The organism is Amycolatopsis mongoliensis, from assembly GCF_030285665.1.
GTDB lineage: Bacteria > Actinomycetota > Actinomycetes > Mycobacteriales > Pseudonocardiaceae > Amycolatopsis > Amycolatopsis mongoliensis.
In genome coordinates, this window is sequence record NZ_CP127295.1 from 3,063,681 (window position 1) to 3,090,138 (window position 26,458).

At 70.4% G+C, this 26,458-nt stretch carries 27 protein-coding genes and 1 tRNA gene; 6 read left to right on the top strand and 22 right to left on the bottom strand.

Annotation, left to right across the window (positions count from 1 at the left end):
* Positions 1-29: 29 nt before the first annotated feature.
* The 7 genes from cysS to QRX60_RS14995 form a co-directional block, all read right to left on the bottom strand.
* The gene (gene cysS / locus QRX60_RS14965; RefSeq protein ID WP_286001375.1) at positions 30-1,418 is read right to left on the bottom strand and encodes a cysteine--tRNA ligase; all 1,389 of its coding nucleotides are present in this window, start codon (positions 1,416-1,418) and stop codon (positions 30-32) included.
* A 43-nt stretch (positions 1,419-1,461) separates the two neighbouring features.
* On the bottom strand, positions 1,462-2,148 hold the full coding sequence (locus tag QRX60_RS14970) for an HAD family hydrolase (protein ID WP_286001376.1): 687 nt from the start codon (positions 2,146-2,148) through the stop codon (positions 1,462-1,464).
* Between the two features lie 22 nt (positions 2,149-2,170).
* Positions 2,171-2,566, bottom strand: coding sequence for a PPOX class F420-dependent oxidoreductase (locus QRX60_RS14975; protein ID WP_286001377.1), 396 nt, complete (start codon positions 2,564-2,566; stop codon positions 2,171-2,173).
* Between the two features lie 10 nt (positions 2,567-2,576).
* Positions 2,577-2,972: a PPOX class F420-dependent oxidoreductase gene (locus QRX60_RS14980; protein WP_332845857.1), complete on the bottom strand. Its 396-nt coding sequence runs from the start codon at positions 2,970-2,972 to the stop codon at positions 2,577-2,579.
* A gap of 163 nt (positions 2,973-3,135) precedes the next feature.
* Positions 3,136-3,603 carry a 2-C-methyl-D-erythritol 2,4-cyclodiphosphate synthase gene (gene ispF, locus QRX60_RS14985; protein WP_286001379.1) on the bottom strand — a complete coding sequence of 156 codons (468 nt, stop codon included), beginning with the start codon at positions 3,601-3,603 and terminating at the stop codon, positions 3,136-3,138.
* On the bottom strand, positions 3,600-4,214 hold the full coding sequence (locus tag QRX60_RS14990) for an IspD/TarI family cytidylyltransferase (protein ID WP_286001380.1): 615 nt from the start codon (positions 4,212-4,214) through the stop codon (positions 3,600-3,602). Before QRX60_RS14990 ends, ispF begins: the two co-directional genes overlap by 4 nt.
* Before the next feature lie 145 nt (positions 4,215-4,359).
* Positions 4,360-4,851 carry a CarD family transcriptional regulator gene (locus QRX60_RS14995; protein WP_004559016.1) on the bottom strand — a complete coding sequence of 164 codons (492 nt, stop codon included), beginning with the start codon at positions 4,849-4,851 and terminating at the stop codon, positions 4,360-4,362.
* A 275-nt stretch (positions 4,852-5,126) separates the two neighbouring features.
* On the opposite strand from QRX60_RS14995, the gene QRX60_RS15000 reads away from it, so the two are divergent.
* Entirely contained in the window at positions 5,127-5,816 is a 690-nt protein-coding gene (locus QRX60_RS15000) for a copper chaperone PCu(A)C (protein WP_286001381.1), read from the top strand.
* Positions 5,817-5,852: 36 nt separating this feature from the next.
* The gene (gene radA / locus QRX60_RS15005; RefSeq protein ID WP_286001382.1) at positions 5,853-7,214 is read left to right on the top strand and encodes a DNA repair protein RadA; all 1,362 of its coding nucleotides are present in this window, start codon (positions 5,853-5,855) and stop codon (positions 7,212-7,214) included.
* Here radA and QRX60_RS15010 read toward each other — a convergent pair whose 3' ends face one another.
* On the bottom strand, positions 7,215-8,333 hold the full coding sequence (locus QRX60_RS15010) for a hypothetical protein (protein ID WP_286001383.1): 1,119 nt from the start codon (positions 8,331-8,333) through the stop codon (positions 7,215-7,217).
* The gene (locus QRX60_RS15015; protein ID WP_286001384.1) at positions 8,326-8,919 is read right to left on the bottom strand and encodes an RNA polymerase sigma factor; all 594 of its coding nucleotides are present in this window, start codon (positions 8,917-8,919) and stop codon (positions 8,326-8,328) included. The genes QRX60_RS15010 and QRX60_RS15015 overlap by 8 nt, the downstream gene beginning before the upstream one ends.
* A gap of 157 nt (positions 8,920-9,076) precedes the next feature.
* On the opposite strand from QRX60_RS15015, the gene QRX60_RS15020 reads away from it, so the two are divergent.
* A complete protein-coding gene (locus QRX60_RS15020; protein WP_286001385.1) occupies positions 9,077-9,670 on the top strand; it encodes a C39 family peptidase in 594 nt (197 codons plus the stop codon).
* A gap of 69 nt (positions 9,671-9,739) precedes the next feature.
* On the opposite strand, the gene QRX60_RS15025 is transcribed toward QRX60_RS15020, so the two are convergent.
* Both QRX60_RS15025 and QRX60_RS15030 read right to left on the bottom strand, forming a co-directional pair.
* Entirely contained in the window at positions 9,740-11,008 is a 1,269-nt protein-coding gene (locus QRX60_RS15025) for an alpha/beta hydrolase family protein (RefSeq protein WP_286003602.1), read from the bottom strand.
* A gap of 49 nt (positions 11,009-11,057) precedes the next feature.
* On the bottom strand, positions 11,058-11,624 hold the full coding sequence (locus tag QRX60_RS15030) for an ArsR/SmtB family transcription factor (RefSeq protein WP_286001386.1): 567 nt from the start codon (positions 11,622-11,624) through the stop codon (positions 11,058-11,060).
* Between the two features lie 119 nt (positions 11,625-11,743).
* Between QRX60_RS15030 and QRX60_RS15035 the strand changes: the two genes are divergently transcribed.
* Both QRX60_RS15035 and QRX60_RS15040 read left to right on the top strand, forming a co-directional pair.
* On the top strand, positions 11,744-12,562 hold the full coding sequence (locus QRX60_RS15035) for a helix-turn-helix domain-containing protein (RefSeq protein ID WP_286001387.1): 819 nt from the start codon (positions 11,744-11,746) through the stop codon (positions 12,560-12,562).
* A 13-nt stretch (positions 12,563-12,575) separates the two neighbouring features.
* Entirely contained in the window at positions 12,576-12,758 is a 183-nt protein-coding gene (locus QRX60_RS15040) for a DUF397 domain-containing protein (protein ID WP_286001388.1), read from the top strand.
* Here the strand turns inward: QRX60_RS15040 and QRX60_RS15045 are convergent.
* From QRX60_RS15045 to QRX60_RS15060, 4 genes are all read right to left on the bottom strand, one after another.
* Entirely contained in the window at positions 12,736-13,263 is a 528-nt protein-coding gene (locus QRX60_RS15045) for a hypothetical protein (RefSeq protein WP_286001389.1), read from the bottom strand. The two genes, QRX60_RS15040 and QRX60_RS15045, sit on opposite strands and share 23 nt — an antisense overlap.
* An 84-nt stretch (positions 13,264-13,347) precedes the next feature.
* Positions 13,348-15,879 (bottom strand): trehalose-phosphatase, encoded by a 2,532-nt coding sequence (otsB, locus tag QRX60_RS15050; protein ID WP_456298888.1) that lies wholly within the window; start codon positions 15,877-15,879, stop codon positions 13,348-13,350.
* A 39-nt stretch (positions 15,880-15,918) separates the two neighbouring features.
* Entirely contained in the window at positions 15,919-17,358 is a 1,440-nt protein-coding gene (locus tag QRX60_RS15055) for an alpha,alpha-trehalose-phosphate synthase (UDP-forming) (RefSeq protein WP_286001391.1), read from the bottom strand.
* An 82-nt stretch (positions 17,359-17,440) separates the two neighbouring features.
* Entirely contained in the window at positions 17,441-18,940 is a 1,500-nt protein-coding gene (locus tag QRX60_RS15060) for a threonine/serine exporter family protein (protein ID WP_286001392.1), read from the bottom strand.
* 167 nt (positions 18,941-19,107) lie between these two features.
* On the opposite strand from QRX60_RS15060, the gene QRX60_RS15065 reads away from it, so the two are divergent.
* Positions 19,108-19,180 (top strand) — tRNA-Thr (locus QRX60_RS15065).
* Positions 19,181-19,258: 78 nt separating this feature from the next.
* Here the strand turns inward: QRX60_RS15065 and QRX60_RS15070 are convergent.
* From QRX60_RS15070 to QRX60_RS15100, 7 genes are all read right to left on the bottom strand, one after another.
* Positions 19,259-20,605 (bottom strand): tyrosine-type recombinase/integrase, encoded by a 1,347-nt coding sequence (locus tag QRX60_RS15070; RefSeq protein WP_286001393.1) that lies wholly within the window; start codon positions 20,603-20,605, stop codon positions 19,259-19,261.
* A 15-nt stretch (positions 20,606-20,620) separates the two neighbouring features.
* The gene (locus QRX60_RS15075; RefSeq protein ID WP_286001394.1) at positions 20,621-20,926 is read right to left on the bottom strand and encodes a helix-turn-helix domain-containing protein; all 306 of its coding nucleotides are present in this window, start codon (positions 20,924-20,926) and stop codon (positions 20,621-20,623) included.
* Positions 20,927-21,214: 288 nt separating this feature from the next.
* Positions 21,215-22,363 carry a DUF3631 domain-containing protein gene (locus QRX60_RS15080; protein WP_286001395.1) on the bottom strand — a complete coding sequence of 383 codons (1,149 nt, stop codon included), beginning with the start codon at positions 22,361-22,363 and terminating at the stop codon, positions 21,215-21,217.
* Positions 22,364-22,398: 35 nt separating this feature from the next.
* Positions 22,399-22,758, bottom strand: a complete 360-nt coding sequence (locus QRX60_RS15085; protein ID WP_286001396.1) for a hypothetical protein — start codon at positions 22,756-22,758, stop codon at positions 22,399-22,401.
* Positions 22,759-22,992: 234 nt separating this feature from the next.
* A complete protein-coding gene (locus QRX60_RS15090; protein ID WP_286001397.1) occupies positions 22,993-25,242 on the bottom strand; it encodes an FtsK/SpoIIIE domain-containing protein in 2,250 nt (749 codons plus the stop codon).
* A complete protein-coding gene (locus tag QRX60_RS15095) occupies positions 25,242-26,144 on the bottom strand; it encodes a hypothetical protein (RefSeq protein WP_286001398.1) in 903 nt (300 codons plus the stop codon). The genes QRX60_RS15090 and QRX60_RS15095 overlap by 1 nt, the downstream gene beginning before the upstream one ends.
* A complete protein-coding gene (locus QRX60_RS15100) occupies positions 26,141-26,458 on the bottom strand; it encodes a hypothetical protein (RefSeq protein WP_286001399.1) in 318 nt (105 codons plus the stop codon). Before QRX60_RS15100 ends, QRX60_RS15095 begins: the two co-directional genes overlap by 4 nt.

Sequence of the window (26,458 nt, forward strand, 5' to 3'; positions counted from 1 at the left end):
GGTGAAAGTTTCCTTGCGTAGAGAACGGCTCAGTCGGACTTGACTGTCCACTGCGGACCGTTGGGGGTGTCCTCCACCACGATGCCCGCCTGCTGGAGGCGGTCACGGGCGGCGTCCGCGCGGGCGAAGTCCTTCTCGGCCCGGGCCTGCTGGCGCTCGGCCAGCAGCCCTTCGACGATCCGGGACAGCGCGTCCTTGGTGGGCGAGTCGGAACCGCCCGCCTCCGACCAGCGCGCGGACAGCGGGTCGAGGCCCAGCACATCGGTCATCGCGCGGACGGCCGCGGCGAATTCGAGTGCCTTGGAGGTGTCGCCCGCGTCGAGCGCGGCGTTACCGTCCCGCACCGTGGTGTGGACCACGGCGAACGCCTGCGGGGTGGCCAGGTCGTCGTCGAGCGCGGCGGCGAACTCCGCCGGGACCGTGCCCAGCGTCACTTCGCCCGACTGCGCGGCGCGGCGCAGGAACGTCTCGATCCGCCGGTAGCCCTGCGCAGCTTCGGACAGCGCGCCGTCGGAGTACTCGATCGTCGACCGGTAGTGCGGCTGCACGAGGTAGTAGCGCACCTCCGGTGCCCGGTAGCGCTCCAGCATCGCCGGGATCGACACGGTGTTGCCGAGCGACTTCGACATCTTCTCGCCCGACATGGTGACCCAGGCGTTGTGCAGCCAGAACCGCGCGAAGGCGTCGCCCGCCGCGTTCGACTGGGCGCGCTCGTTCTCGTGGTGCGGGAAGACCAGGTCGATGCCGCCGCCGTGGATGTCGAACTCCGCGCCGAGGTACGACGTCGCCATCGCCGAGCACTCCAGGTGCCAGCCCGGCCGGCCGTGTCCCCACGGCGTCGGCCACGACGGCTCGCCGGGCTTCGCGCTCTTCCACATGGTGAAGTCGCGCGGGTCGCGCTTGCCGCGCGTCGGCGTCTCGCCCTGCTGGACGTCCTCGAGGACCTGGCCGGAGAGCTTGCCGTAGCCGTCGAACGACTTCACCGAGAAGTAGACGTCGCCGTCCGCGACGTAGCCGTGGCCCGCCTCGATGAGGCGCTCCATCAGCTCGACCATCTGGGTGACGTGCCCGGTCGCGCGCGGGTTGATCGACGGCGGGAGGCAGCCGAGCTGCTCGTACGCCTCCTCGAAGGCGCGCTCGTGCGTCGCGCCCCACTCCCACCACGGCCGGCCGGCTTCGGCTGCCTTGGTGAGGATCTTGTCGTCGATGTCCGTGACGTTGCGGACCAGCAGGACGTCCAGTCCACTGTGGACGAGCCAGCGGCGCAGGACGTCGTAGTTCAGGACGCCGCGGACGTGCCCGATGTGCGGAACGCCCTGCACGGTGGCACCACACACGTAGATCGACGCCGTTCCGCTACGGACGGGGTGGAACTCCCGAACGCTCCGGGTCGCTGTGTCGAAAAGGTGAAGGGCCACCCTGAAAGGGTACGGGGTCGGGCGTGAGCCCCGTCGCAGCCCCTCAGGCCACGCCGAACCCGCGCAACGCCGTGAGCAGGGCGTCCGGCCGTTCGGCGGTGGGCAGCGGGTCGACCAGCGCGAACTCGCAGCCGAGCGCGCGGGCGCCGCCGTCGGCCTCTTCGCTGTCGCCGACCATCAGCGTCTCGGTCGCCGGGACGTCGAGCGACCGCACGGCCTTGCGGAAGATCTCCAGCTCCGGCTTGATGGCGCCGACCTCGAAGGACAGCACGAACTCGTCGACGTAGGCGTCCCACCCGCGGGCGGTGAAGGCCGGCCGGATGTCGAAGGCGATGTTGCTCAGCACGCCCACCTTGAGCCCCCGCTCGGCGGCGGCCTTCAGCGCGGCTTCGGTGTCCGGGTACGGCGTCCACTGGCTGGGATCGATGAGCCGGTTGTAGAGGGCTTCGGCCTGGTCGAAGTGCGGGACGCCCGACTTCTTGAGCACCTCCAGGTACACCTTCCGGTGCAGCCCGGGATCGCGGTCGCGGTGCTGCCAGGCGTGCACGTGCTCGGCGTCCAGTTCGACGACCTGCCCGACCGGCGCGGTCATCCGGCGCATCAGCTCGGCCTGCGCCTCGATGTCGAGCGGCGTGCCGTCGTGGTCGGTCAGCTCGGTGAGCCACGACTCGTCCTGCTCGAGCCGGAAGAGCGTGCCGGAGAAGTCGAACAAAACGGCCCTGATCGTCATGGTTTCCAGCCTAACGGGACCATCAGGCCGAATGCCCTGTGATGTGTTCGGGGACGACGCGCACGAGCACGCGCACGATGTCGGCCGGCTCGGGCGGGAAGACCGTGCCGAGGTACTTGCGGGCCAGCTCGTCGTTCAGGTCGCGGCCGCCTTCGACGGTGACCTCGGCGCGGCCGCGGATCTCGACGTAGTTCTCCGGATCGGCCAGGTCGAAGACGGAGAGCGAGACGCGCGGGTCGCGGCGGATGTTGCGTTCCTTGCGCCGGCCCCGGACGGTCACGAAGACCACGGTGTCGCCGTCGCGGCGCGCCCAGACGACGGAGCTCTGGGGCGAGCCGTCGGCGTTGGTGGTGGCCACGACCGGGTAGTTGCGGCCGTCGAGCAGGGCCTTGGTGGCCTCGTTGAATGTCACACCCATGGCCGGGACCCTATTTGACGTTGCCCGCGATCTTCTCGACGTGCAGGCGGACCAGCACGCGCTCGGCCTCGGGGCCTTCCGGCGGCGGGTCCTGGGCGAGGTACTTGTGGCTGAGGGTCTTCGGGAGGGTCTTGCCGGGGTCGGGCTCGATGGTGACCCGCCCGCGCAGCTGGGTGTGCCGGTACGGGTCGGCGGCGTCGATGATCGAGACGCTCACGCGGGGGTCGCGGCGCAGGTTGCGGACCTTCCGGCGGTCCTCGGTCGCGCTGAAGACGAGGTCGCCGTCGTCGAGCCCGACCCAGACGTCCGAGGTCTGCGGGCCGCCGTCGGGATCGAGGGTGGCGACGGTGGCGAAGTTCTTCCCGTCGATCAGCGCGCGGACGTCGTCCGGGAGCGTGAGGGCCATATCACGCCGAACCGGCACCGGCGCGAAGCTATTCCGGCGGCCGGGCCCCGAACGCCCCAATGTGGCATTGGGTGCGTGGGACGCACCGAACGCCACATTGGGTGCGTCTGACGCACCGAACGCCACATTGGGGCGCTGGCAAGGTGACAACAGCGTGAGGGGGCTATTCCGCGGTCAGCAGGAGGGCTGTGGCGAAGGCTGCGATTCCCTCGCCTCGGCCCGTCAGGCCCAGGCCGTCCGAGGTCGTTCCGGAGACGCTCACCGGGCCGCCCACCGCCTCCGACAGCACCTTCTGCGCCTCCTCGCGCCGCTTCCCCACCCGGGGCGCGTTGCCCACGATCTGGACCGACGCGTTCCCGACCCGCCAGCCCGCCGCCGCGATCAGGGCGCGGACCTCGGCGAGCATGTCCGCGCCGTGGGCGCCGTCCATGCGGGGGTCGCCCGTGCCGAACACCGCGCCCAGGTCGCCCAGGCCCGCCGCCGACAGCAGGGCGTCGCACAGCGCGTGCGCTGCCACGTCGCCGTCCGAGTGGCCCGCGCAGCCGTCCACGCCCGGCCAGAGCAGGCCGGCCATCCAGCACTCGCGGCCCGCTTCGACCGGGTGGACGTCGACCCCGTTGCCGATCCTCACAGCGTCTCCTCGTTCTTCGGTGCCGCCGCGATCGCCTCGGCCAGGGAAAGTTCGAAATCGGTCGTGACGCGCATCGCGTCCGGGTGCCCGGGCACCGTCGCCGCGCCGGTGACGTCCCACGGCTCGGCCGACCGGAAGGCCGAAAGCGTGTAGCCGATCGGGGTCTGGGCCGTGCGCAACCGGTTCCGGTCCTCGGTGCCGACGATGAACGAAGCGTCGGTCACCTTCACCGTGTCCGCCATCGGCAGCACCGGGACGACGATCTCGGCGTCACCGACCGCGTTGATGACGCCACGCACGGTTTCCGCAGGAATGAAGGCCCGCAAGGCGTCATGGAGGAGTACAACTGAGTCACGGGGAAGATCGGGCTCGACGGCGGCGAACGCCTGCCGGAGCGAGCCGGGGACGACCCGGCACGGGAGGCCGCTGAGGGCCTCCGAAAACGACTGCGCACACCGCTGGGGGGCCGCCACGAGCACCAGATCGATCTCCGGTACGCCGAGCAGCCCCCGCACGGTGTGCGTGAGTAGCGCCTCACCATGGACCGGCGTGAGAGCAAGCTCCCCGTCGGAGGCATGATGTGCGACGGTCACGATCACGACGACGTTCATCGGTTCGCGATCGTAGAGGCACCCGCCCGCCCGTCGAGCAGGACGCCCTGGGCGTGGAGAATCTTATTCAGCCGTCGGCCGGCGCAAAGTCACCGCAGGCAGGCCACCTGCGGTCCGTGGCGCCGTCCTGACCGGAACAAGATTCTCAGACCGTCGCGGTTTCCAGAACTTCGTCGAGGAGGACTTCAGCCTTGTCCTCGTCGGTGCCCTCCGCGAGCGCGAGCTCGCTGACCAGAATTTGCCGCGCCTTGGCGAGCATCCGCTTCTCGCCCGCCGAAAGCCCGCGGTCCTTCTCTCGCCGCCAGAGGTCGCGCACCACTTCGGCCACCTTGTTCACATCGCCGGAGGCGAGCTTCTCGAGGTTGGCCTTGTACCGACGAGACCAGTTGGTTGGCTCCTCGGTGTGCGGAGCACGCAGAACGTCGAAGACCTTGTCCAGTCCTTCTTGCCCGACGACATCGCGCACGCCTACGATCTCGGCGTTGTCAGCGGGCACGCGAACCGTGAGATCCCCTTGCGCGACCTTGAGGACGAGGTACTTCTTTTCCTCGCCCTTGATCACGCGGGTCTCGATGGCTTCGATGAGTGCGGCACCGTGGTGCGGGTAGACGACGGTCTCTCCGACCTTGAAAACCATGTGTCCTCTGCCCCTTTCGCTGACTCCATCCTATCACGGTCCGCCAGTGCCCACCTAGCGGGCCGGACTCGTCCTCGCAGGTCAGCGGCCTGGGCGGGGGTTGACAAACGTCCGACCCCCGTGCTCATGCAGGTGACCGGGACGGGTTCCACCGGGCAAAGGGAAATCCTTTGTGGACGGTTGATCTTGGGCGCAACGCGGACCGGTTCGGTGCCGGAGATCGCGCCCGGCTAGTCTTCGCGGGGACGAGGCCGTGAAAAGGGAAGGACTGCGACGTGAGGCTGCAGAATCGTCGCGTGCTCGGCGCGGGCGTGCTGGCGCTCGGTGCCGCGCTCGCGCTCGCCGGGTGCGGGGCCGGCCAGATCACCCAGACCGACTCGCAGCAGCCCGCGGTCAACGGTACGTATGCCCAGGTCAAGACCATTGTCCTGCGCAACGCCGCGGTGCAGTACCCGCCGTCCGGCCCGGGCTACGCCGTCGGTGCGACCCCGGCGCTGACGCTGACCATCGTGAACCAGGGCACCCAGGACGACTCGCTCGTCTCGGTGACGACCGTGGACGGCGGCCAGGCGACCGTCGGCGGCTCCAAGGACATCGTCGCCGGGCACTCCCTGGTGATCGGCCCGGACGACGCGGTCGAGTCCACCACTGAGGCGCAGCCCACATCCTCGGGCGCGCCGACGTCGTCTTCGGGCGCGCCGACGTCGTCCTCGGGGGCTCCGACCTCGTCGACCGGCACCAGCTCCACGGGCACCGCGACTTCGTCTTCCTCGTCGGGGGCGCCGTCCTCCAGCGCGACGCCGACCGCGGCTCCCGCGATCGTCGGCAAGGCCACCGTGACGCTGTCCGCGCTGAAGCAGCCGCTCTGGCCGGGCCAGACCATCAAGGTCACGTTCGTCTTCAAGAACGCCGGACCGGTCACCGTCGAGCTGCCCGTCGCGGCTCCGGCGCACGTCAAGGAGTAGGTCCCCGGTTTTGTCGGTGGTCGCCGCTAGCCTCGCGTGGTGAAGAAAGGGACCACCTACCGCTGCGCGAGCTGTGGGTACGAAGCGGCGAAGTGGCTGGGCCGGTGTCCGGAGTGCCAGGAATGGGGCTCCCTGGAGGAGCGCGGGGTGCCGGCCAGGCCGGCCATCCAGCGCGTCGCCGCCGGGGCACCGAGCGCGCCCGCGCGGCCGATCGGCGAGGTCGACGTCGAAACGGCGCGGGCCCGCCGCACCGGCGTCTCGGAGCTCGACCGGGTGCTGGGCGGTGGCCTGGTGCCGGGCGCGGTCGTGCTGCTCGCGGGTGAGCCGGGCGTCGGCAAGTCGACTCTGCTGCTCGAAGTCGCCTACCAGTGGGCGAAGACGGCCGACCGGTCCCTGTACGTCACGGGCGAGGAGTCCGCGGGCCAGGTCCGGTTGCGCGCCGAGCGAACGGGCAACGTCCACGACCGCATGTACCTGGCCGCCGAGAGCGACCTTTCGGCCATCCTCGGGCACATCGACGACGTCAAGCCGGGCGTGCTGATCGTCGACTCGGTGCAGACGATGGCGTCCCCGCAGGTCGAAGGCTCACCGGGCGGGGTGACCCAGGTCCGCGCGGTGACGTCCGGGCTGGTCGCGGTGGCCAAGGAGCGCGGGCTGCCGGTGGTGCTGGTGGGCCACGTCACGAAGGACGGTTCGGTGGCCGGCCCGCGCGTGCTGGAGCACCTGGTGGACGTGGTGCTGCAGTTCGAGGGCGACAAGCATTCGACACTGCGGATGCTCCGCGGCATCAAGAACCGGTTCGGCGCGTCCGACGAGATCGGCTGCTTCGAGCTGCAGGAGGAAGGCATCGTCGGGGTGCCGGACCCGTCGGGGCTGTTCATCAGCCAGACGGCGGAGCCGGTGCCGGGCACGGCGATCACGGTGTCGATGGAGGGCAAGCGGCCGCTGCTGGGCGAGGTCCAGGCGCTGGTGTCGTCGACGTCGGCTCCCCAGCCGCGCCGCGCGGTCAGCGGCCTCGACTCGGCGCGGGTGGCGATGGTGCTGGCGGTGCTGGAGAAGCGCGGCGGCCTGAAGCTCGGCGACAAGGACGTCTACACGGCGACGGTCGGCGGCATGAAGATCACCGAGCCGGGGATCGACCTGGCCCTGGTGCTCGCCCTGACGTCGTCGTTCGGCGACGTCGCGTTGTCGCCGCGGCTGGTGTCGGTGGGCGAGGTGGGGCTGGCGGGCGAGATCCGCCGGGTGCCGAGCGTGGGCCGCCGCCTGGCGGAGGCGGCCCGGCTGGGGTTCACGCACGCGCTGGTGCCCCCGGACTCCGGGAAGCCGCCGGCGGGGATCCGGGTCCTGGAGGTGGCGAACGTCGCCGACGCGCTGAACGCGGCCAGCCACGCCCGCTGATCACCCGGAGGTCCGGGTGATCGCGAACGAGTAGGTCGTCTGCAGGTCCTTCGTCGGCAGTGGCCCGGCCGGGCTCTCGGGTGTGGTCTTCGTGGTCGTCGGTGGTCCCGAGCTGCCGATCGGCGGGGGGAGCGTCGTGCTTCGGGGCACCTCGTTGCTGCGGTCGGGCGTCGGGGTGAACCCGGTGTGTTCGTCCCAGGCAAGCAGCTGAGCCGTGGTGGGGTCGAGGAACAGGCGCTGGTCGGTGTCCTTCGTGATCAGGACGGTGGCGGGCCGGCCGTCCAGGGTGTGTCCCGGCGTCACGAACGCGCCGCTGACGTCGCTGAACGCGTCGCGCAGTGCGAACCGGACGTCCTTGCGGACCAGGCCCGTCTCCAGTGCGTTCCGCACCATGGTGAGCGCTTGGGTGGGGGTGTGCGCTTTCCCGCTGCCGCTCTGGTCGATCGTGTCGAAGTTCAAGCGCTCGAGCAGCTTCGCCCGGTCGGGGGTGAGCGAGGCCACGAAGTCCGCGTCCGGGGTCAGCCAGTTCTGGAACGGTGTGTTCCACCTCGGGCTGACCTGCCCGCCCAGGTCCGGTCCGCCGCTCGCGAACCGGCCGGCCGGGCCGTACTCGTCGAAGGGCTGCAGGTTCACCTGGACCTTCGACGATTCGTCGAGCCCCCGCACGGCGCCGGTCCACCTCGTGCGCCGGTGCCAGACACCGGTGGGGTCGGCCGGGATCCACTGCTCGACCGACTGCTGGATCATGACCGGCCGGTTGTAGAGCAGTCCCGGCAGCCAGGTGAGCTTCTGCGCGTAGTGGAACTCGCCCGGCGTGAGCGCGCGGTCGATGTCCAGGGGCGTCCCCGCCGGCCGGGCCTGCTCCGGGGCCGGAGTCCTCAGCGAGGTCACGATGGCGAGCCCGCCCACCAGCGTGACGACCGCCGCCGCCACCGCGATCCACCGCCAGGTCCCGGAGCGACGCCGCTCGGGCGGCGGTGCCGGAACACCGGCGGCCGCCATCAGGGACGCGCGGGCGAAGGCCAGCCCGTCGTCCTCGCCGACGTCGCCGTGCAGGTCCGACAGCGCCGCGTCGAGTTCGGCGTCGGACCAGATCTTCCGGACGTTGTCTTCACGCAAGGTCCTGCACCTCCTCCTGAGCCGGGGCGTTCGTCCTGAGCCAGCGTCTGATCCGGTGCAGCCGGGACCGGACGGTACCGGGCGGGATGCCCAGCGCCTCCGCGACCTCGCCCGGTTCCAGCCCGGCCCACGACACGAGCAGCAGCGTGTCGCGGTCGGCGGGGCTGAGCTCGGCCAGCGCGCCGGCGAGCTGCGCGGCGCGCACCTGGGCGTCGACCTGCTCGGCGACGCGGCCGTCGTGGCCCCCGTGGCTGGTGTCGCCGGTGCGGGCGAGCCGCGCGGTGGCCTGCAGGCCGCGCAGTTCGGAGCGGATGTGGTGGCGCAGCAGGTTGGTCGCGATGCCGTAGAGCCACGACCTGGCCGTACCGAGCTCCGGCCGGTAGCTCTCGCGGCGCCGCAACGCCACGAGGAACGTCTCGGCGACGAGGTCGTTCGCCGGTTCGGCGCCGACCCGGCGGGCGAGGTACCGGCGCAGCGCCGCGGCGTGGGCGTCGAAGAGCTGCCCGAACGCCGGCCCGGGCTCGGTTCCGCCCAGGTCCGGGCGGTCGTGCCCCCAGATCTCCGATCCCTCGTGGATCACCTGCATGCCCCCAGTTGCCCGCAGCCCCCGCGAGCGTTCACGGGCGAACCTACCTTCGTCGTGATCCATCCGGGGCGGAGTGGGAGACGGCGGGTGGATTCTGCCGGGATCATCCCTCGGTGAGGCGTTGGCCAACCGACGTCAAAACTGGGGAAGGATCGTCATGCGCAGATTCCGGCTGGGATTCGTCACGCTCGTCGCCGCCATGGGGCTCGTCGGCCTGCCCGCGGTGGCGTCGGCCACCACCGAAGCCGTGCTCAACATCCAGTACCAGGTCCAGGAGACCGGGTACTGGTGCGGCCCGGCGGCCACGCGGATCGCCATGTCCGCGCGGACCGGGAACCTGCCGAGCCAGGGCACGCTCGCGTCCCAGCTCGGCACGACCACCAACGGCACCGACTGGGTCGGCCAGGTCACCGGTGTCCTCAACGCCGACCTCGGCACGTCCTGGTACGAGACCAAGGAGATGCCGAACGACCCGCCGACGCAGGCCCAGCGCGACCTGCTGTGGAACGACATCGTGCTCGACATCAACAACGGCTACGCGATCGTCGCCAACATCGTCGCCCCCGCGAACAACCACCCGCCGGGCTACCCGAACTACACGATCTACCACTACTTCACGGTGATCGGGTACGACAGCTCCGACCGGACGGTCAAGATCGCCGACCCGGCGAGCTTCGGCGGGAACCAGATCTACTGGCTGAGCTTCGACCAGCTCGCGACGCTGATCCCGCCGAAGGGCTACGCCGCCTAGAGGTCGTGAGTGAGAAACAGGGTTAGAACACTGTTTCTCACTCACGACCAGCTGCGGCAGACCCGGGACTCAGATGTTCAGCAGTCCCCAGTAGACCGCCCAGGGGACGAACACCACGCCGCCGGCCAGCGACACCGCCAGCCGCGGGGTGCGGTGCCGCCACCACGCCACCGCCGTGCCGATGGTGGCGGTCACCGCGCCCAGTGACAGCAGCTGCAGCGCCAGCCACGGCAGTGGCCGTCCCGCGAGCACCGGGCCCAGGTTCCGGCCCATCGTCACCTGGATCAGCACGTCGAACGCCAGGAAGCCCGCCACCGCGAGCAGCCCGGTCGCGCTCAGCCAGCGTGCCGAAGCGGCCGCCGGGCCGCGCCGGAACAGCGGGTAGAAAGCGAACGCCACCAGCAGGAAGAGCAGCACGGCGAGCTGGAGCCAAGGCGGCTCGTACCAGGCGAGCGGGGCCACGGCGGTGCTCGGCCGGTCCTGCGCCGGTGCCGCGTCGGCGCTCGGCCCAGCGGGCAGGGCGTGCACCCACGTGCCCACCAGCTCCAGGTAGCCCGGCGCGTAGCCGGGCAGCTTGTCGTAGCCGTCCGTGGTGCGGCGCAGCTGGTGCTGCGCGTCCGGGAAGACCCGCAACGTGGGGTGCGCCACCGACTCCCGGAAGATCCGGACGGCTTCTCCCGGCGGTGTCAGCACGTCCTTCGCGCCCCACAGCCCGAGCACCGGCCGGCGCAGGCTCTTCAGCACCGGCACCGGGTCGTAGTGCGCCTCCGGGAAGACCCCGCTGCCGACGAGCTGACGCATCATCGTCGACGACGCCATCCGCACCATCGACCCGTCCATTCCCAGGCGCCGCAACTGGTTCTCGATCGCCCACGCCTGCTGCCGCGACGGCTCGACGCCGTTCGCCCCCAGCGTCACGACGAAAGCGACGTCGGCCGACCGGGAAGCCGCCAGCGGCGCGACCCAGCCGCCCTCGCTCAGCCCCCAGACACCGACCCGGGACGGATCGACTTCCGGTCGCTTGCGCAACGCTTCGACCGCTGCCAGAGCGTCGTCGGCCAGGGTCGAGTACGACCGCGAGAACTGGGAGTAGCCTTCGGTGCGCTTGTCGTAGATGAGGGTCGCGATGCCTTCCCGCGCAAAGACTTCCGCCTGGTCGCGGTAGTCCTCCCGGCTGTGCGCCCCCGAGCCGTGGACCATCACCAGGCCCGGCAGTTTCGTGCCGCCGGGCGGTGCGACGACGGTGCCGTGCAACGTCACCCCGCCGTTCGTGAACGTCACGTCCGAGCTGTCCGCCGCCGATGCCGGTGGCGCCCCCGCCGTGACCGCCAGGATCACCCCGGCCAGTAGTAGAGCCCCTCTTCGCATGTGGATTCCCCTGTCATGGTCATTCCCCTGGATCCGGGAACGCGAGCCAGCGCACGAGCACGCGCCGCGCTTCCGGTGACCGGTCTTCCTCGGCCCGCCAGTACCGGCGGAACAGCTCCATGTAGTCGTTCCAGAACCGGTGCAGCTCCTCGGCGGTGAGCCAGGTGCCGCCGCGCGCGTAGAGCAGCGAGTCCGGCCAGTCGCCGGGCAGCTCGTCGCGCTTTTCCGCGAACCGGTTGAGCTTTTCGAGGTCCTCCTCGAACCCCTGGCGCTGCATGTCGTCGAACAGCACCCGGGATTCGGCGCTCTGCTCGCTGCGGCGCGGCCAGCGGATGTCCCGCGGCCGGGTCCGCCACCACCGTTCTTTGCCCCGCGCGAGCTCCGGGACGTCCTCGACGAACCCGAACCGCGCCAGCTCCCGCAGGTGGTAGCTGGTCGCGCCGGTGTTCTCGCCCAGGGTTCGGGCGAGCTTCGTGGCTGTCGCCGGCCCGGCCGACAACACGCCGAGTATCCGGCGGCGCAGCGGGTGCGTGACGGCCTTGAGGGCGTCCGGGTCGAGCTCTTCCGGTGGTGGAGCGCTGGTCATGACCCCAAGGTAGCCGTGCAAAGGAAATTATGCAAAGAAATCTGTGCACGTGGGATTCCCGGACTGCCGGACCCGCGTCTTACTATCCGTGCTCATGTGGTTCCGAGGGGTGAGACGCGGTGGGTGAGCCCAACCTGCCCGCCCGGCAGATGGGGCGCCAGCTGAAGCGGATGCGCGAACGGCTCGGCATGACCCAGGACGAAGCCGGCGCGCCGCTGCGCATGTCGACGAGCAAGATGTCCCGGATCGAGATGGGCTACCTCCCGCCCTACCACGACTTCCGGGCGCTGCTGGACCGGTACAACGTGGTCGTCTCGGACTGGGACGAGTACATCTCCGCCTACGACCGCGCCAAGGAGAAGGGCTGGTGGCACCACTACGGCGTGGGCAACCGCGGGTTCCTGCCGATCGAGGCCGAGGCGAGCAAGGTCAAGGTCTTCCAGTTCGGCTACATCCCGGGACTGCTGCAGACCGAGGCGTACATGCGCGAGGTCTTCGCCGCGGGCCGGAAGCAGCTGAAGCCGAAGGTGCTGGAGAACGAGGTCACCGTGCGGCTGTTGCGGCAGTTGAGGCTCACCGACGAGCCCATCCTCAAGTACCACGCCATCATCGACGAGCACGCCCTCCGGAAGCCGATCCTCGGGCGGCGGGAGCAGGAAGAGCAGTTGCGGCACCTGGCTGATCGGGCGCGGCTGCCGAACGTGACTCTGCAGGTGGTGCCGGAAGATGTCGGCGCCTACGACGGGCGGAACGGCAACCTGATCATCGCGAGCTTCGAGGACTCAGAGGAACCCGATGTCGCCTACGTCGAGCACATCTTCGGGTCGGTTCACGTTGAGAAGGAGGCGGAGGTTTCCGCTGCTAAGCTGGCCTTCAAGGATTTCGCCGATCGGGCCCTGGACACGGAGGATTCGATCGCGTTGATCGAACGGCTGTGATCGGGAGGCTGCGGTGTCCACTGTAGACGCGCGGTGGTTCAAGAGCAGCTACAGCACCAGTGGCCAAGGCAGTGACTGCGTCGAGGTGGCCTTCGGCGCACCGGTGGCCGTGCGGGATTCCAAGGCGCCCGCGGGCGAACTCCACCTGAGCGCCGCCGCCTGGTCGGCTTTCCTCACCAGATCGGGTGATCGCTGAACTTCCGGAGCGTCTGCATCGACGGCCGCACGTAGAACACCCCCGCCAGGAAACCCAGGGTGGCGAAGGCGAGCGTCGAGAACGTCGTGAGCAGGTCCGGCGCCTGGAACTCCGAGGCGTCGCGCCACACCCGGAACACGATCGGCACCGCGAACGAACCGGCGATCAGCACGAGCGTCAGCACGTACGTGAACACGAGCGCGTTGCGGGCCGACGCGGCGATCGCGACCACCAGGTAGTCACCGCGCAGGCACCGGCGGGACGAGAGCACCAGCACCGCGATCGCCAGCACGCCCAGCGGCGGCAGCACCGTGGCGGCCTTGCCGACCAGCGCGTCCGGGAAGGCGTGGCCGTGGACGATGCCCTGCAGGAACGTCGTGAGCCCGAACAGCAGCACCATCCCGGCGATCATCGAGCAGCCGACGACCACCGAACCCCAGCGCACCCGCTCGGCGAACCGGGGCGGCAGCGGCACGAACTCGACCTGTCCGAACGTCCCCTGCATCACCACCTCCGAACGCCGTCAAGGCCACCTTACGGGCGTCCGACGCCCGCACGGTGGCCTTGACGGCAGTTCGGACCGAAAGGGCTAACTGGCCGCCAGCAAGTTGGCGCACCGGATCAGCCCGATGTGCGAATAGGCCTGCGGATGATTGCCGAGGGACCGTTCGGCGATGGGGTCGTACTGCTCGGGCAGCAACCCCGTCGGGCCGGCGGCCGCGACGATCTGGTCGAACAGCTCCTGCGCCTCGGTGCGCCGCCCGGTGAGCAGGTACGCCTCGATCAGCCACGCCGCGCAGATGTGGAAGCCACCCTCGCCGCCGGGCAGGCCGTCGTCGCGGCGGTAGCGGTACACAGTGGACCCACTGCGCAGCTCCGCCTCGATCGCGGTCACCGTCTGCTGGAAGCGCTCGTCGGCCGGGTCGATCAGCCCGGTGAGCCCGACGAACAGCGACGCCGCGTCCAGGTCCGTGCCGTCGTAGGCCGTGGTGAACGCCTGGACCTCGTCGTTCCAGCCGTGTTCGAGCACGTCGTGCTTGATCTCGTCGCGCAGGGTCGGCCACGCGCCCGGCACGCCCCGGCCGTACTGCTCGCCGAGCTTGATCGCGCGGTCGATGGTCACCCAGCACATGACGCGGGAGTAGACCCGGTGGCGCGGCACGTGCCGCTCCTCCCAGATCCCGTGGTCCGGCTCGTTCCAGCGCCGCGTCACGGCTTCCGCCATCGCGCGGACCAGCTGCCAGTCCTCGTCACGCAGGTCGCTGCGCGCCGCGGCCAGCGTGCCGACCAGCTCGACGACCGGGCCGAAGACGTCCAGCTGCACCTGGTGGTTGGCCAGGTTGCCGACGCGAACCGGGCGAGACCCGGCATAACCGGGCAGCGACTCGATGACCGCTTCGGCACCGATGACGCTGCCCGCCAAGGTGTACAGCGGGTGCAGCCGTTCCGGGCCGGCCAGCGTGGCGAGCACGCCGTGCAGCCACTTCAGGTAGCCCTCGGCCTCCTCGAGCGAGCCCAGGTGCACGAGCTCCCGCACGGTCATCGCGGCGTCGCGGATCCAGCAGTAGCGGTAGTCCCAGTTGCGGACGCCGCCGATCTCCTCCGGCAGCGACGACGTCGCCGCGGCGAGCACGCCGCCGGTGTCGGTGTTGACCAGCCCGCGCAGGGTCAGCGCCGAGCGCAGCACCAGGTCGGTCTGCACCTTCGGCAGCTGCAGCTTCGACGTCCACTCGCTCCAGTAGCGGCCCGCGCGGTCGCGGCGTTCCACTTCGGACAGTTCGTGGTCGCCCAGGTCCGTGGTGCCGCAGCGCAGCTCCAGCACGACCGGCTGGGTCGGCGTCGGCTGGACCAGCGCGGTCGCGGTGTCGTGCAGGCCGTCGGAGGTGATGGTCCACTCGACGCCCGGCGAGTAGAGCACGAACGGCTCCGACGTGCCGAGCACCCGCAGGCCACCCTCGGTGATCTCCAGCTTCACCGGCACGCCGCCGAACTCGGGGCGCGGCGCGAACTTGACGCTCGCCACCGCCTCGCCGGAGATGACGCGGACCAGGTCCGTCCGGTGCTGCGGGCTCTCCGGCTCGAGGTAGTCGGTGACGAGCAGGCGCGACCAGCGCGTCTCGACCGTCATCGTGTTCGGCAGGTAGCGCTGGCCGAGCGGGAGGCCGTTGCGGTGCGGCTTGATGGAGAAGTGGCCGGCCCCTTCGCCGCCGAGCAGGTCGGCGAACACCGCGGGCGCGTCCGGGCCGGGGTGGCAGAGCCAGGTCAGCTTGGCGTCCGGCGTCAGCAGCGCGACCGAGCGCTCGTTGGCCAGCATCGACAGCCGCTCGATGGGCGGGGCCGACTCGCCGTAGAGCCAGTTGCGCCGCTCCTCCAGCAGGAAGCCGAGGACCAGCGCGACGTCGACGGTGTCGGGCACGTGGAAACCGGCGAGCGTCTCGCCGTCGCCGACCTTGATGCCCAGGTCCGGGCCGGACAGGCGGGCGAAGGCCTTCTCGTCGGTGACGTCGTCGCCGAGGAAGATCGCCGCGGTGGCGCCGACCTGGTGGCGCAGGATGTCGAGCGCGCGCCCCTTGTCCGTCTGGACGACCGCGAGCTCGACCACCTCCTTGCCGTCGGTGGTCGACACGCCCTCCCAAGTGGACGGTCCGGAGTGGACGGCCGCGAGCACGCGGCGCCCGGCCTCGTGCTCGGCGCGGCGCACGTGCACCGCGATGCTGGCCGGCTTGACCTCGAGGGACACCCCCGGCACGTCCAGCACGAGTTGCTCGAGCTCGGTCTCCAGCCGCCGGTGCAGCTCCCGCGCCTTCTCGTCGAGGGCGTGGATGAAGCCGATGTCGAACTCCGAGCCGTGGCTGCCGACGAGGTTCACCTCGGAAGGCAGCCGCGAGAGCGTCGCGAGGTCACGCAGGGCGCGGCCGGAGATGACCGCGGTGGTGGTCTCGTGCAGACCGGCGAGCGATCTGAGGGCCCCGACGGACTCGGGCAGCGGGCGTGCCTCGTCCGGGTTGAGCGTGATGGGTGCCAGCGTGCCGTCGTAATCGCAGGCAACCAGCAGACGCGGCGTGCGGGCGATCTGGACGATCGCGCGCCGCAGCTCGGCGGGCAGGGCCTCGGCAGTCAACACTCCTCCTCAGGAGCTCGTGCATGGTCAAAGACTATGTCAGTCGACCGCTTCGGCACCCAATGCTTGGAGGAACGAGCGCGCCCATCGATCGACGTCATGAGTGAGGACCTGGCGACGCATGGCGCGCATCCGGCGACGGCCCTCAGCCGGGTCGAGCGTAATGGCAGCTACCAAAGCGTCCTTCACCCCGTCCAGGTCGTGAGGGTTCACGAGGAATGCGCTAGAGAGCTCGGCGGCCGCGCCGGCGAACTCGGACAGCACCAGCGCGCCCCCGAGGTCGTGCCGGGCGGCGACGTACTCCTTGCAGACGAGGTTCATCCCGTCACGCAGCGGCGTCACCACCATGACGTCCGCGGCGGCGAAGAAGGCGGCCAGCTCGGTGCGGTCGACCGACTGGTGCAGGTAGTGGACGACGGGGTGGCCGACGCGGGCGAACTCGCCGTTGATCCGCCCGACCATCTGCTCGATCTCGCCGCGCATCCGCTGGTAGTGCTCCACGCGCTCGCGGCTGGGGGTGGCGAGCTGGACGAACGTGACGTCGTCCGGCTGCAGCCTGCCCTCGTGCAGCAGCTCGTGGAGCGCCTGGAGACGCAGGTCGATGCCCTTGGTGTAGTCGAGGCGGTCGACGCCCAGCAGGACCGTCTTGGGGTTGCCGAGGTCGCGCCGCAGCTGCGCGGCGCGCTCCTGGACGCCCTTCGTGCGGGCGAGGGTGTCGAGCCCGGCGGCGTCGATGGAGATGGGGAAGGCGCCGACCCGGACGGTCCGGTCGCCGACCTGCATGGTGCCCGGCCGCGACCGGACGCCGACCGCGCCGCGCGTCGACTCGAGGCCGATCAGCTGGCGGCACAGCCAGAGGAAGTTCTGCGCCCCGCCGGGGCGGTGGAAGCCGACGAGGTCGGCGCCGGTGAGGCCGCGGATGATCGCGGCGCGCCACGGCATCTGCATGAACAGCTCGACCGGCGGGAAGGGGATGTGCAGGAAGAAGCCGATGCGCAGGTCCGGTCTGAGCTCGCGCAGCATCGCCGGTACCAGCTGGAGCTGGTAGTCCTGGATCCAGACGGTCGCGCCCGGGGCGGCGACCTCGGCGCTGGCGTGGGCGAAGCGGCGGTTGACCTTGACGTAGCTGTTCCACCACACCCGGTCGAACACCGGGCGCTCGACGACGTCGTGGTAGAGCGGCCACAGCGTCGCGTTGGAGAAGCCCTCGTAGTAGTCGCGGACCTCGTCGGCGCTCAGCGAGACGGGGTGCAGCACGAGGCCGTCGTCGTCGAACTCGTCCACGTCGACGTCCGGGATGCCCGGCCAGCCGACCCAGGCGCCCTTCCTCGACCGCAGGAACGGCTCCAGCGCGGAGACGAGCCCGCCCGGGCTGGCCGTCCAGCGGCGCTCGCCGTCGGTGGTGCGTTCGAGGTCGACCGGTAGCCGGTTCGCCACCACGACGAAGTCGGCCTGGTTCCCGTGCTCCTGTTCAGTCACGTCTGCTGCTCCTCGCGTCCTGGGTCGCGGCCCCAGAGTGAAACCCTATCGCGTGAGCGATGAACAGTCAGTGACCATCGGGTTACTCCAAGCGTCGATCAGCCGCTTCGAGCGGACCAGCCATGCGTGGTCCGGCGAACCGCCGCTCGAGCCTGCCCAGGCCGGTCCGTACCGGCTGGGCGAGCCATTCCCCGAGTACCACGCCCGCTGCCAGCGCAAGCCCGATTGCGACGGCCGTCATGAGCGTCGAGATGTCGCCACTGGGCTCGACCCCGATCTGATACAGACCACGGTAGGTCGAAAGGCCCGGAAGCAGCGGAGTGATCCCGGACACGGCGACCACCAGTGGAGTAACGCCGAGCCGCCGGGCGAGCACGCCACCGCAGAAACCGACGAGCGTCGCGGCGATCGCGGACGAGCTGACGCCGTCGAGCCGGGCCAGCATGAGGCCGCCGTAGACCGCGGCGCCGATGGCCCCGGCGGCCGCGGCGACCAGCATGGCCCGCATCTTGGAGTAGCTCGCGAGCGCGAAGCACGCGGCGGCGCCGGCCCCGCCGAGCACGACGAGCGGCAGCTGCTGCGGCGTCGACCCGCTGACCTCGGGCAACGGCGTGCGGGGCAGGCCGAGCATGACGGCGATCCGCAGGGCCAGCACGACCCCGGAGATCAGGCCGGCCGACATCAGCACGGTCTCCATGGTCCGGCCGGCGGCGGTGACGTTGTAGCCGGTGATGGCGTCCTGGACCGCGGAGACGGTGGAGAGCCCGGACAGCAGCACGGTGACCGCGGCCGCGACGACGAGCGTCGGTTTGTTCGTGGTCAGGAGGTTGCTGCTCACGATGGCCATCGCCGACAGCGTCGCGACCAGCCCGCCGATGACCTGCTGGAAGAAGAAGGGCAGCCCGTAGCGGTTGACGAGCCGCCCGATCCGGTCGATGACAGCGCTGATGACGAACGCGACGAGCGCGATGTCGAGGCCACCGCCGAGCAGGATGGTGATGAAGGCGGCGACCCCGCCCCAGGACAGCGTCGCGACCCAGCGCGGGTAGGGGTGCGGCGCCTGCGTGATCCGTTCGAGCTCGGTCTGCGCCTGCTCGGCGCCCATGTTGCCGCGCACGATCTGCCGGATGAGCTTCTCGGTCTCGGTCAGCCGGGTGTAGTCGAGGCTCCGGCTCCGCACGACGCGCAGCGCGGTGACGGGCGAGAGGTCACTGCCCCGGTGGCAGGTGACGGTGATCGAGGTGAAGATGACGTCGACCTCGCAGTGCGGCAGCCCGAGAGCGCCGGCGATGGCGATGATCGTCGCGGTGACGTCGGAGGCACCGGCGCCGCTGGCCATCTGGACCTCGCCGATGCGCAGGGAGAGGTCGAGCACGAAGTTGACGGTGGCCTCGTCGGGCAGCTGAGGCCCCATGGCCTCGTCGGCGTCGACGGCGGGGAACTCACCGGTGGGTGCTTCGAGAACGTGCCAGGGGCGGCGGCGGAGGAGGTTGGGACGGTGGGCCCTGGGCTTCTGCTCGGGAGGTTCGAGGAGGGGCCATCTGGTCGTGGTGCCCCCGTTGGTGCGCTCGTTGATCTTCAAGATCCACCTCCTCGCTCTACTCTCTCCTCGGACCATCGACGCGGGTGTGCCCACCGTTGCAGTGGCGTGCACCACGTAGTTCCATAGTGGCCCGGAGCTGGGGATCATGCCTCTCGGGAGGATCTTGCGCGGCGCCCGATACACTGGGTGCGGCGCTCGGGCGCCAGGCCGCTATAGCTCAGCTGGTAGAGCATCTGTCTTGTAAACAGAAGGTCAGGGGTTCGAGCCCCCTTGGCGGCTCATCTCTGACCAGGGAGTCTCCGTTTTCGGAAGACTCCCTGGTCTCGTTCCGTCTCAGTTCCAGTCTCATTCGGTGCTCTACGCGGGTACGAGCGCGGCCGCCGGCGGCTCTCCGTCGTCGTCTCCTGGTGCCTGCCAGAGCAGCCCACCGAGCTGCGTGGCGATACCGCGCCGGACCTCGTCAGGCACGTGTTGGTAGCGCTGAGCCATCGTGATCTTGGACCAGCCCATCACGTCCATGACGGCCCGCTCACCGATTCCGAGCACGAGCAGGAACGTCGCTGCGGTGTGGCGAGCGTCGTGCAGGCGCGCTTCCCGAACGCCGGCGGCCTTGAGGACGGCTTTCCACTCGCCGTAGTCCGCCCGCGGGTCGGTGGGCTTGCCGGTGGGCTGCGCGAAGACCCACTGCCCGTCGTGCCACAGGTCGGCCGCGATCCGCCGTTCAGCCTCCTGTTGCTCCCTGTGCGCGAGCAGAGCCAACACGAGCGGCGGTGGCACGCTGACAACGCGCCGGCCGGCGCGGGACTTCGGCTCGACCACCACAAGCCCGCCGCTGTGACGCTGGGGGCAGTCAGCGCCGCGCTTGCGGCCGCACGGTCGTTCGCCGCAACCGTGCTGCCAGGTTTGGCGCTGAAGGGCACGGCGGACGACCAGCAGTCCGGTGACATGCGCGCTCGGGCAGTCTTGGGCTGTGCGCGCGCCGCAACCCGGCTCCGGGCATCCGTGGTGCCACTCGACCTGAAGATCGGTCCACTTCAAGCCAAGGGCCTCGCCCTGCCTCAGTCCGAGCGCGAGCGCGACGGCCCAGCGCGCACCGTTCCGCAGCGTCCGCGTCGACGCGAAGATCGCCTTCGCGTCGGCGACGGTGAGTGGGTCGATTTCGGTTTCGTCGATCTTGGGAGACCTGACGGCGCTGATGGGGTTCTTGCCGAGGCGGTCTCGTCGATCCGCTTCGTTCAGCGCGGCGCGCAGCGTGATGTGAACCTGTTGCAGGGTGGCCGACTTGGCACCTTCCTTCCGCAGTCGTGCGTACAACTTCTCGATGTGTTCCGACTCAAGCCTCTTGAGCTTGTGTGCGCCGATTCCGGGAATCAGGTACTTGCTGATTGCCGTCCGGTAGTAGGTCTGTGTCTTGTACCGGACCGAGGGCAGGGCGATGGTCTCGAACCAGTGCAACAACCACCGTTCGACTGTCCAGTCCGGCCCGGCCTTCTCAAGCGATCCGGCGTCGCGGGCACGTTCGAGCTGGCGGACCTTCTTCGTCACCTCCGCTTCCGTCTTCGCTTGGACGTGCCGGCGGTCGGGCCTCCCGTTGTCCTTCACACCAACGGTCACGCGGCCGTGCCAGTAGCCGTCATTGCCGAGGTAGATGCTGCTGGCACCGTTGGGAGCGCGGGTGCCTTCCGGGCGATTGCGTCGAGGCATGTTGATTCCCTTCGGTCAGGCGGCTGAGTTCTGGGCGGCGGCGTCCGTCACGAGGCGTTCTGCGAATTCGCGCACGGCAGAGGCAGGGACGCGGCGAAGGCGGCTGATCTGTACGGATTCGAGCTGACCGGTTTTGACCAGACGGAAGGCCAGGGTTCGGCCGATTCCGAGCCGCTCCGCTGCTTCCTCGACAGTCAGCAGGACGCGTTCGGGCATTTGCCGGACTGGCGCGGGTGGTGGTTCGTCTTCACTCGTGGCGAGGGATTCAGCGAGCTTCGCGAGGGTGGCGGCAAGCTGGGTGAGTTCGTTGGCGGTAGCCATCGGTGGTGTGAGCCCTTCGGGTGGCGGTGCGGGTGGCGGTGATGCGCATGAGCTCTCCTCGGTTTGGTGTGGTCGGTTGTCGGAGCTGAGGGGGGTAGCCGTACCAGCCGTACCAGCCTCGTTTTGCCTGGTCAGGTGCGGTACGGCTTGGATTCGTGGTACGGCTTGAGCCGTACCAGGGCAGTGACGGTGGTACGGCTTGAGCCGTACCAGGCGGGGAAGCCGTACCAGGGCTGACCTGCGAAAATGAGGCTGGTACGGCTGGTACGGCTACCCCGCCCGGCGGTGTCAGGCCGACCGCGCCCGGCGGAGCGGGATCGCACCTCCGGTGGCCTCGTCGCCGTCGCGTTTGGCCGGCGGATCGGCGCAGTAGCGCTCCCACGAGTCGGCGAAGTCGGCGCGGCGGTAGCCCTTGGCCTGCCCGGCACCGGGGAACCGCATGGTGTCTGAGCGGATGCCGTACTCCTTGAGCAGACTGCCGAGCTTCATGGCGGTGAGCCCGGTCGCGCCGTACTCGCGCCACGGCGACTCGTCCAGCGCGCGTAGCCGGTGCAGCAGCTCGGCGGTGGGCAGGGCGAGTTCATCACCGAACGCGGTGCGGCAGTCGGTGAGCAGACGTTGCCGGTCGTTGCTGTCGTTGTCCTCGTCGGCGGCAGCGGTGAGGGCGAGCACGGCGGTCCGGGAGCGGTCGCTCCAGGTGCCTCCGGCGTGGTCGGCGACGGCGATCAGGGGTTCCCAGGTGTCGGCGGCGCGGTCTTCCACGGGCATCTCCGGTTCGGCGGTCTCCAATGTGGACAGGTCGGCGCGTAGCCACGCGTGCAGGTTGTCGGCGAGCAGCCGCAGGGCGGGCCGGTCGCGGCGGTGCCGGTACGGGGCCACGGTTTCCCCGGGCGCGCGGCGGCGCATCCGGGCGATGACAGCGCGGTCCTCGATGGTGTCCGGCATCGCGCCGATGCCGGCGAGGGCGGCCATGGCGAACGTGGGGATGGACTCGACGCGCTGGTTGGTGGCGTCGTAGCGCTTGGCCGGCCGGTTGCGCTGGTGCCCGGCATTGAGCAGCCCGCGCAGGTCCTCGTTCCCGTCGGCCTTCGGCCCGAAGATGGTGTCCGCCTCGTCAACGAGCAAGGTGGGCGGGTCCTCGGACACCGACCGGTAGACGGCGGCCGGGCTGCTGTTGACGGTGATGAACGGGTTGTGGCAGGTGGCCTCGACGATGTCGAGCAGCCGGGATTTCCCGCAGCGCTTCTCCGGGGCGCGGATCACGAGCCGGGGCGCGTGCGCCCACGCGGGTTGTGCGTGGGTGGCGGCGATCCAGAGGGCGATCGCGTCGGCGGTCTCGGGATTGGGCAGGGCCACGTAGCGAGTGAGCGCGGTCCGCAGCGAGTCGAGCAGGGCGGCTCCGTCCAGGGTGGACGGTTCGATGTCGTAGGTGCCCATCGGTGCTCCCCCGTCGTTCGGTGTCGTGGTGGTCATCAGGCGGCCTCTCGCGTGGCGATCCAGGCGTCGACCCGCGCCCAGGACGCGGCGGCTTGTGCGCGGATCTGGTGCGGCGTCAGGGCGGGCCGAGTGGTGACGGCGCGGCGGCGTTCGAGTTCGGCGTAGGTCGGCGCGGCGGCCAGCGCGCGCCAGTCGGCGGCGGCCGACACGGCGTGGGAGGTCTCGCGCAGCGTGCGGCGGCGGTCCCACTCGATCCATTCGGCGAGGAGTTCGGCGACGTGCGGGCTGGTGTTGAGGAGGCGCCAGGCGGCGGCGTCCAGGGTCAGCGCGCGGTACTCGGCGAACGGGATGGTGACCCGGATGGTCGGGCCGGCGGCGGTGGTGTGCGGGGTCAAGGCGGGTCCTCACGTCGGTCACACGGGGTGACGGTGTGTGGGCGTGTTCGGCCGGGGCTAGGGCCGGGTGGCGAGGGCGCTAGCCTGGTTTTCCGGGTGTTTCCGCAGGTCGGAGCGAGGTGGGTCTAGGGCACTAGTGCGCTGGTCACGACCGCTGCGAGTGTCTAGAGGAGGGGTCTAGGTCTAGGGGCGGTCCGGTCTAGGACGCGCACCGCCCCTAGCCTCCACGACTGGTTACGCTCGGTTGTTCTTGGCGGTGGTGAGGGCGTCGCGGGTGTAGCCGTTGCGGTTGGCTCCCTTGCCCGTCTCCGGGTCCGTGTCCCACACCTGCTTGGGCTTCACGCCATACGGCTTGAGCGCGGTGGCGAGGTTCTGCGCGGTCCACCCCCGGTACTGGCCGGGCCGCAGCTCGGCCAGGCGGGTCACGATGGCGTCGGACCAGAGCTTGTCCTCCCCGCGCTGGAACACGGCGATGGTGTCGGCCAGCGGGTCCAGGCGCGCGGCCTCGACGTCGACGGCCTCGCCGGCGGCGTAGCCGGTGATGTTGCCCAGCGCTTCCCGCCGCGCCCGGGCACCGGCGGCGATCTTCTTGGCGTCGGTGGCGTCCTTGTAGACGCTGCGCACGATCTGCGCGTCGTCACCCTCGCCGGCGAGGTAGCCGATGCCCCGGTCGGAGCGGGCGAACATCGTGGCCCGCACCCCGGACTTGTACTGACTGGTGCCGAGAACCATGTCGTTGGCCTGCTGCCCCATCACCTTCAGGCAGAACCGCAGGATGGCGTTCGCAGAAATGCCCGTAGGCAGCGACTTCGCGTCCGGACGCTGCGTGGCCAGGATCAACGTGATCCCCAACGCGGGGCCGCGCTTGACCAGGTCAGTGCAGATCTCCTCCAGCTCCTCACCGTGCTCGGGGTGCTCGAACCACACCTGGCACTCATCCACCCCCACCACGATCGGCGCGAGCCGCAAGTCCTTGCGCGCGGCCAGCTCCGGTGTGACCTTGTTGTCCGGGCACACCGACTCCGGCAGGTTGCGGATCACCTTGGTGCGGCGGCGCATCTCCTCGCGAAGCTCCCGCATCTCCACCACCATGCGTTCGATGTCCTCAGGGTCATCGCCCACGCCATAGCCGTGCGCGCACTGCCCCAGCGGCGAGAGGTCGCCGGTGCCCTTGAGGTCGTAGGCATAGAGCACCGCGCGCGGGTCCAGGGCGGCGATCAGCAGCAGTTCCCGCAGCGTGACCGTCTTGCCCATGCGCGGGACCGCGCCGATCACCATGGACGCGAACATCAGCGTGATGGGCACCCAGCGGCCGCGCTGGTCGGTCCCGAACGGCTGCGCGGTGAACAGGTCGACCGTCGCGCCTGGCTTGGCCAGCGGCCACGGCTTCTGCTTGGCCTTGGACATGTCGACGTCGCCGACCCACAGCACCAACCGTCCTTCGTGGACCTTCGCGTCCCCCTCGGGCCACACGCACCCGATCTGGCGGCGCAGCGCGGAGGACAGCTCGTCGCGCTTGGCGATGATGTCGCCGGCCGTGACACCCAAGGGCAGGTCGACATCAGCGCGCCAGCCGTCGCCGTCCCGGGCGATCGGGTTCGGGAACTCGATGCGCTTGCCCTTGGCGTAAGCCTGGTTCAGGCCACCGATGCCCAGGGAGCAGAGCGCGTCCTCGATCATCGACGACGTCAGCTTGGGTGTCTTCACCGAGTCCACCGCGCGGCCGGCGACCGGCTTGTCCGCCGGCGCGCCCCACCAGCCCACGAGCGTCATCGCGACGACCAGGCCGGTCCAGTTCCAGAATGGCGTGACGAACGTGATGCACAGGTACACGATCGCCAGCAGCACGCACACGGCGAACATCACCGGTCCCATGCGGCGGCGCACGGTCTCGTTGCGGATCTCGCGCAGCTTCATGTACAGCTCCGCGTCGGACCGGTCGCGGGCGTTCATGCGCACCGGGTGGGACTCCGCGTCGTACACCCACGCCCGCAGCCGGGCGACCAGGCGGCCGGTCGCGCCGAACGAGCGCAGGAACGCGGTCGGCACGTACACCGGCACCCGCAGCGCGTGGAACGCGGTGGTGTGGGCGGCGTAGCGGACCAGGAACCGGGCCCGCGACTTGAACTCTTCGGCGGAGGTCAGCCAGCGCGCGACCAGCGGCCGGGCGGTGGCGTTGCCGGCGGACTCCCACCACGTCGCCTTCGTCGCCGGCGGGTCGACCAGCCGTACAACCGTGCCGTCGTCGGCGGCGGGCCGGTCCTGCTCCGGGATTTCCTCGGGGGTGCGGGCGGTGTCGGGGCGGATCGGGACGACGTTCCCACCCCGGGTCACGGCGGTGTTCGCGGTGTCGTCGCTGGTGGCGTTCACGGGCGTGGCGGCCGGGGTGTTCGTGGACGGGTCGGGCGTGCTGTTCACGGAGAGGGGCCCTTCGGGGTCGGGTCCGTTCACGGACTCGGGGGTGTGGTCGGCGGTGGTGGACATCAGGCGGCCTCCTCCTGGTCGACGGTCACGGGCTGGTCGGCGGGCACCGGCGCGACGGCCGGGCGGGCGGTTTCGGCGATCAGGTCGTCGGCGACGTTCTTGCTGGTGCCGCGCGAGATCTCCGGGCAGACGGACCGGACCCAGGCCGGGGTGATCTCGATGCCCGGTGCCCACGCGGCGCGGGCGTCGGCCAGGTAGTCCCCGCGCAGCTTCCGCGCGGGCTTGGCTGCGGGCTTGCGGGCCGGACGGCGACGCGGCCGGACGACCGGAGTGGGCGTCTCCCCCGCGCTGTCCTCCACCGGAGCGGGCGCGGCGGCCGGAGCGTCGGCGGTGGGCTGGCCGGTGAACGCGGTGCCGGCGGCGGCCATGACGGCTTCGGTGAGCTTGTCCCGCAGCACCGGCGCGGTCTCGGCGGCGAGGAACACCAGCACCGGCGGAACCGAGTGCAGCACCACCCCGGCCACGTCCAGGTGCGTCCAGGACTTCCAGGTGTTCATGACGTAGGTGGCCAGGAATGCGAACCACTTCGTGCGGTGCGCCCACCGGCCGGTGTCGACCTGGTACCGAGCGGTCACCTGCTCCGCCCGCAGCACCGCCACGAGCACCAGCGAGACCATCGGGTCGAGCAGCCATCCGGCCAGCCAGCCGAGCGACCAGGTGGCCGCGCCGGCGGCGGCGAAGGACTGGACGTTGACCATGGTGAAGGCCAGTCCGAGGAAGATCCCGAGCCAGATCACCGCGTCGATCTGGGTGCGGACCTTCTCCACTCGCAGCGCAACGACGTCGGGGTGGTTGGACAGCCGCCGGACCTGCGCGGCGGTGGCGGCGTCCTGCGCGAGCTTGTCGGCTTCGGACAGCGGCTGGTGCCGGGCGTCGGTCGGGGTGAGTGCGGTGGTGGTCATCGACGGCCTCCCCGGGTGGTGTGGACGATTTCGGTGATGGCCATCAGCCGCACGATCGTGGCGGCGGCCAACAGCGCCGGGACGACCAGCGCGATCCACGTGGCGGTGGTGTCCTGGATCTTCACGATCACCAGCCACTGGACGAACGCGATGATCGCCGTGGCCAGGACCAGACGGATCGTGTTGCCGGTCATGCGGGTGATCTCGCGGACGCCCGTCCGGGCCCGGATCGCGGATTTGCGGCCGGAGCGCCACACGGAGAACACGCCGACCAGCGCGAGGCCACCGAGGACCATCAGCATCTGCGTGGACAT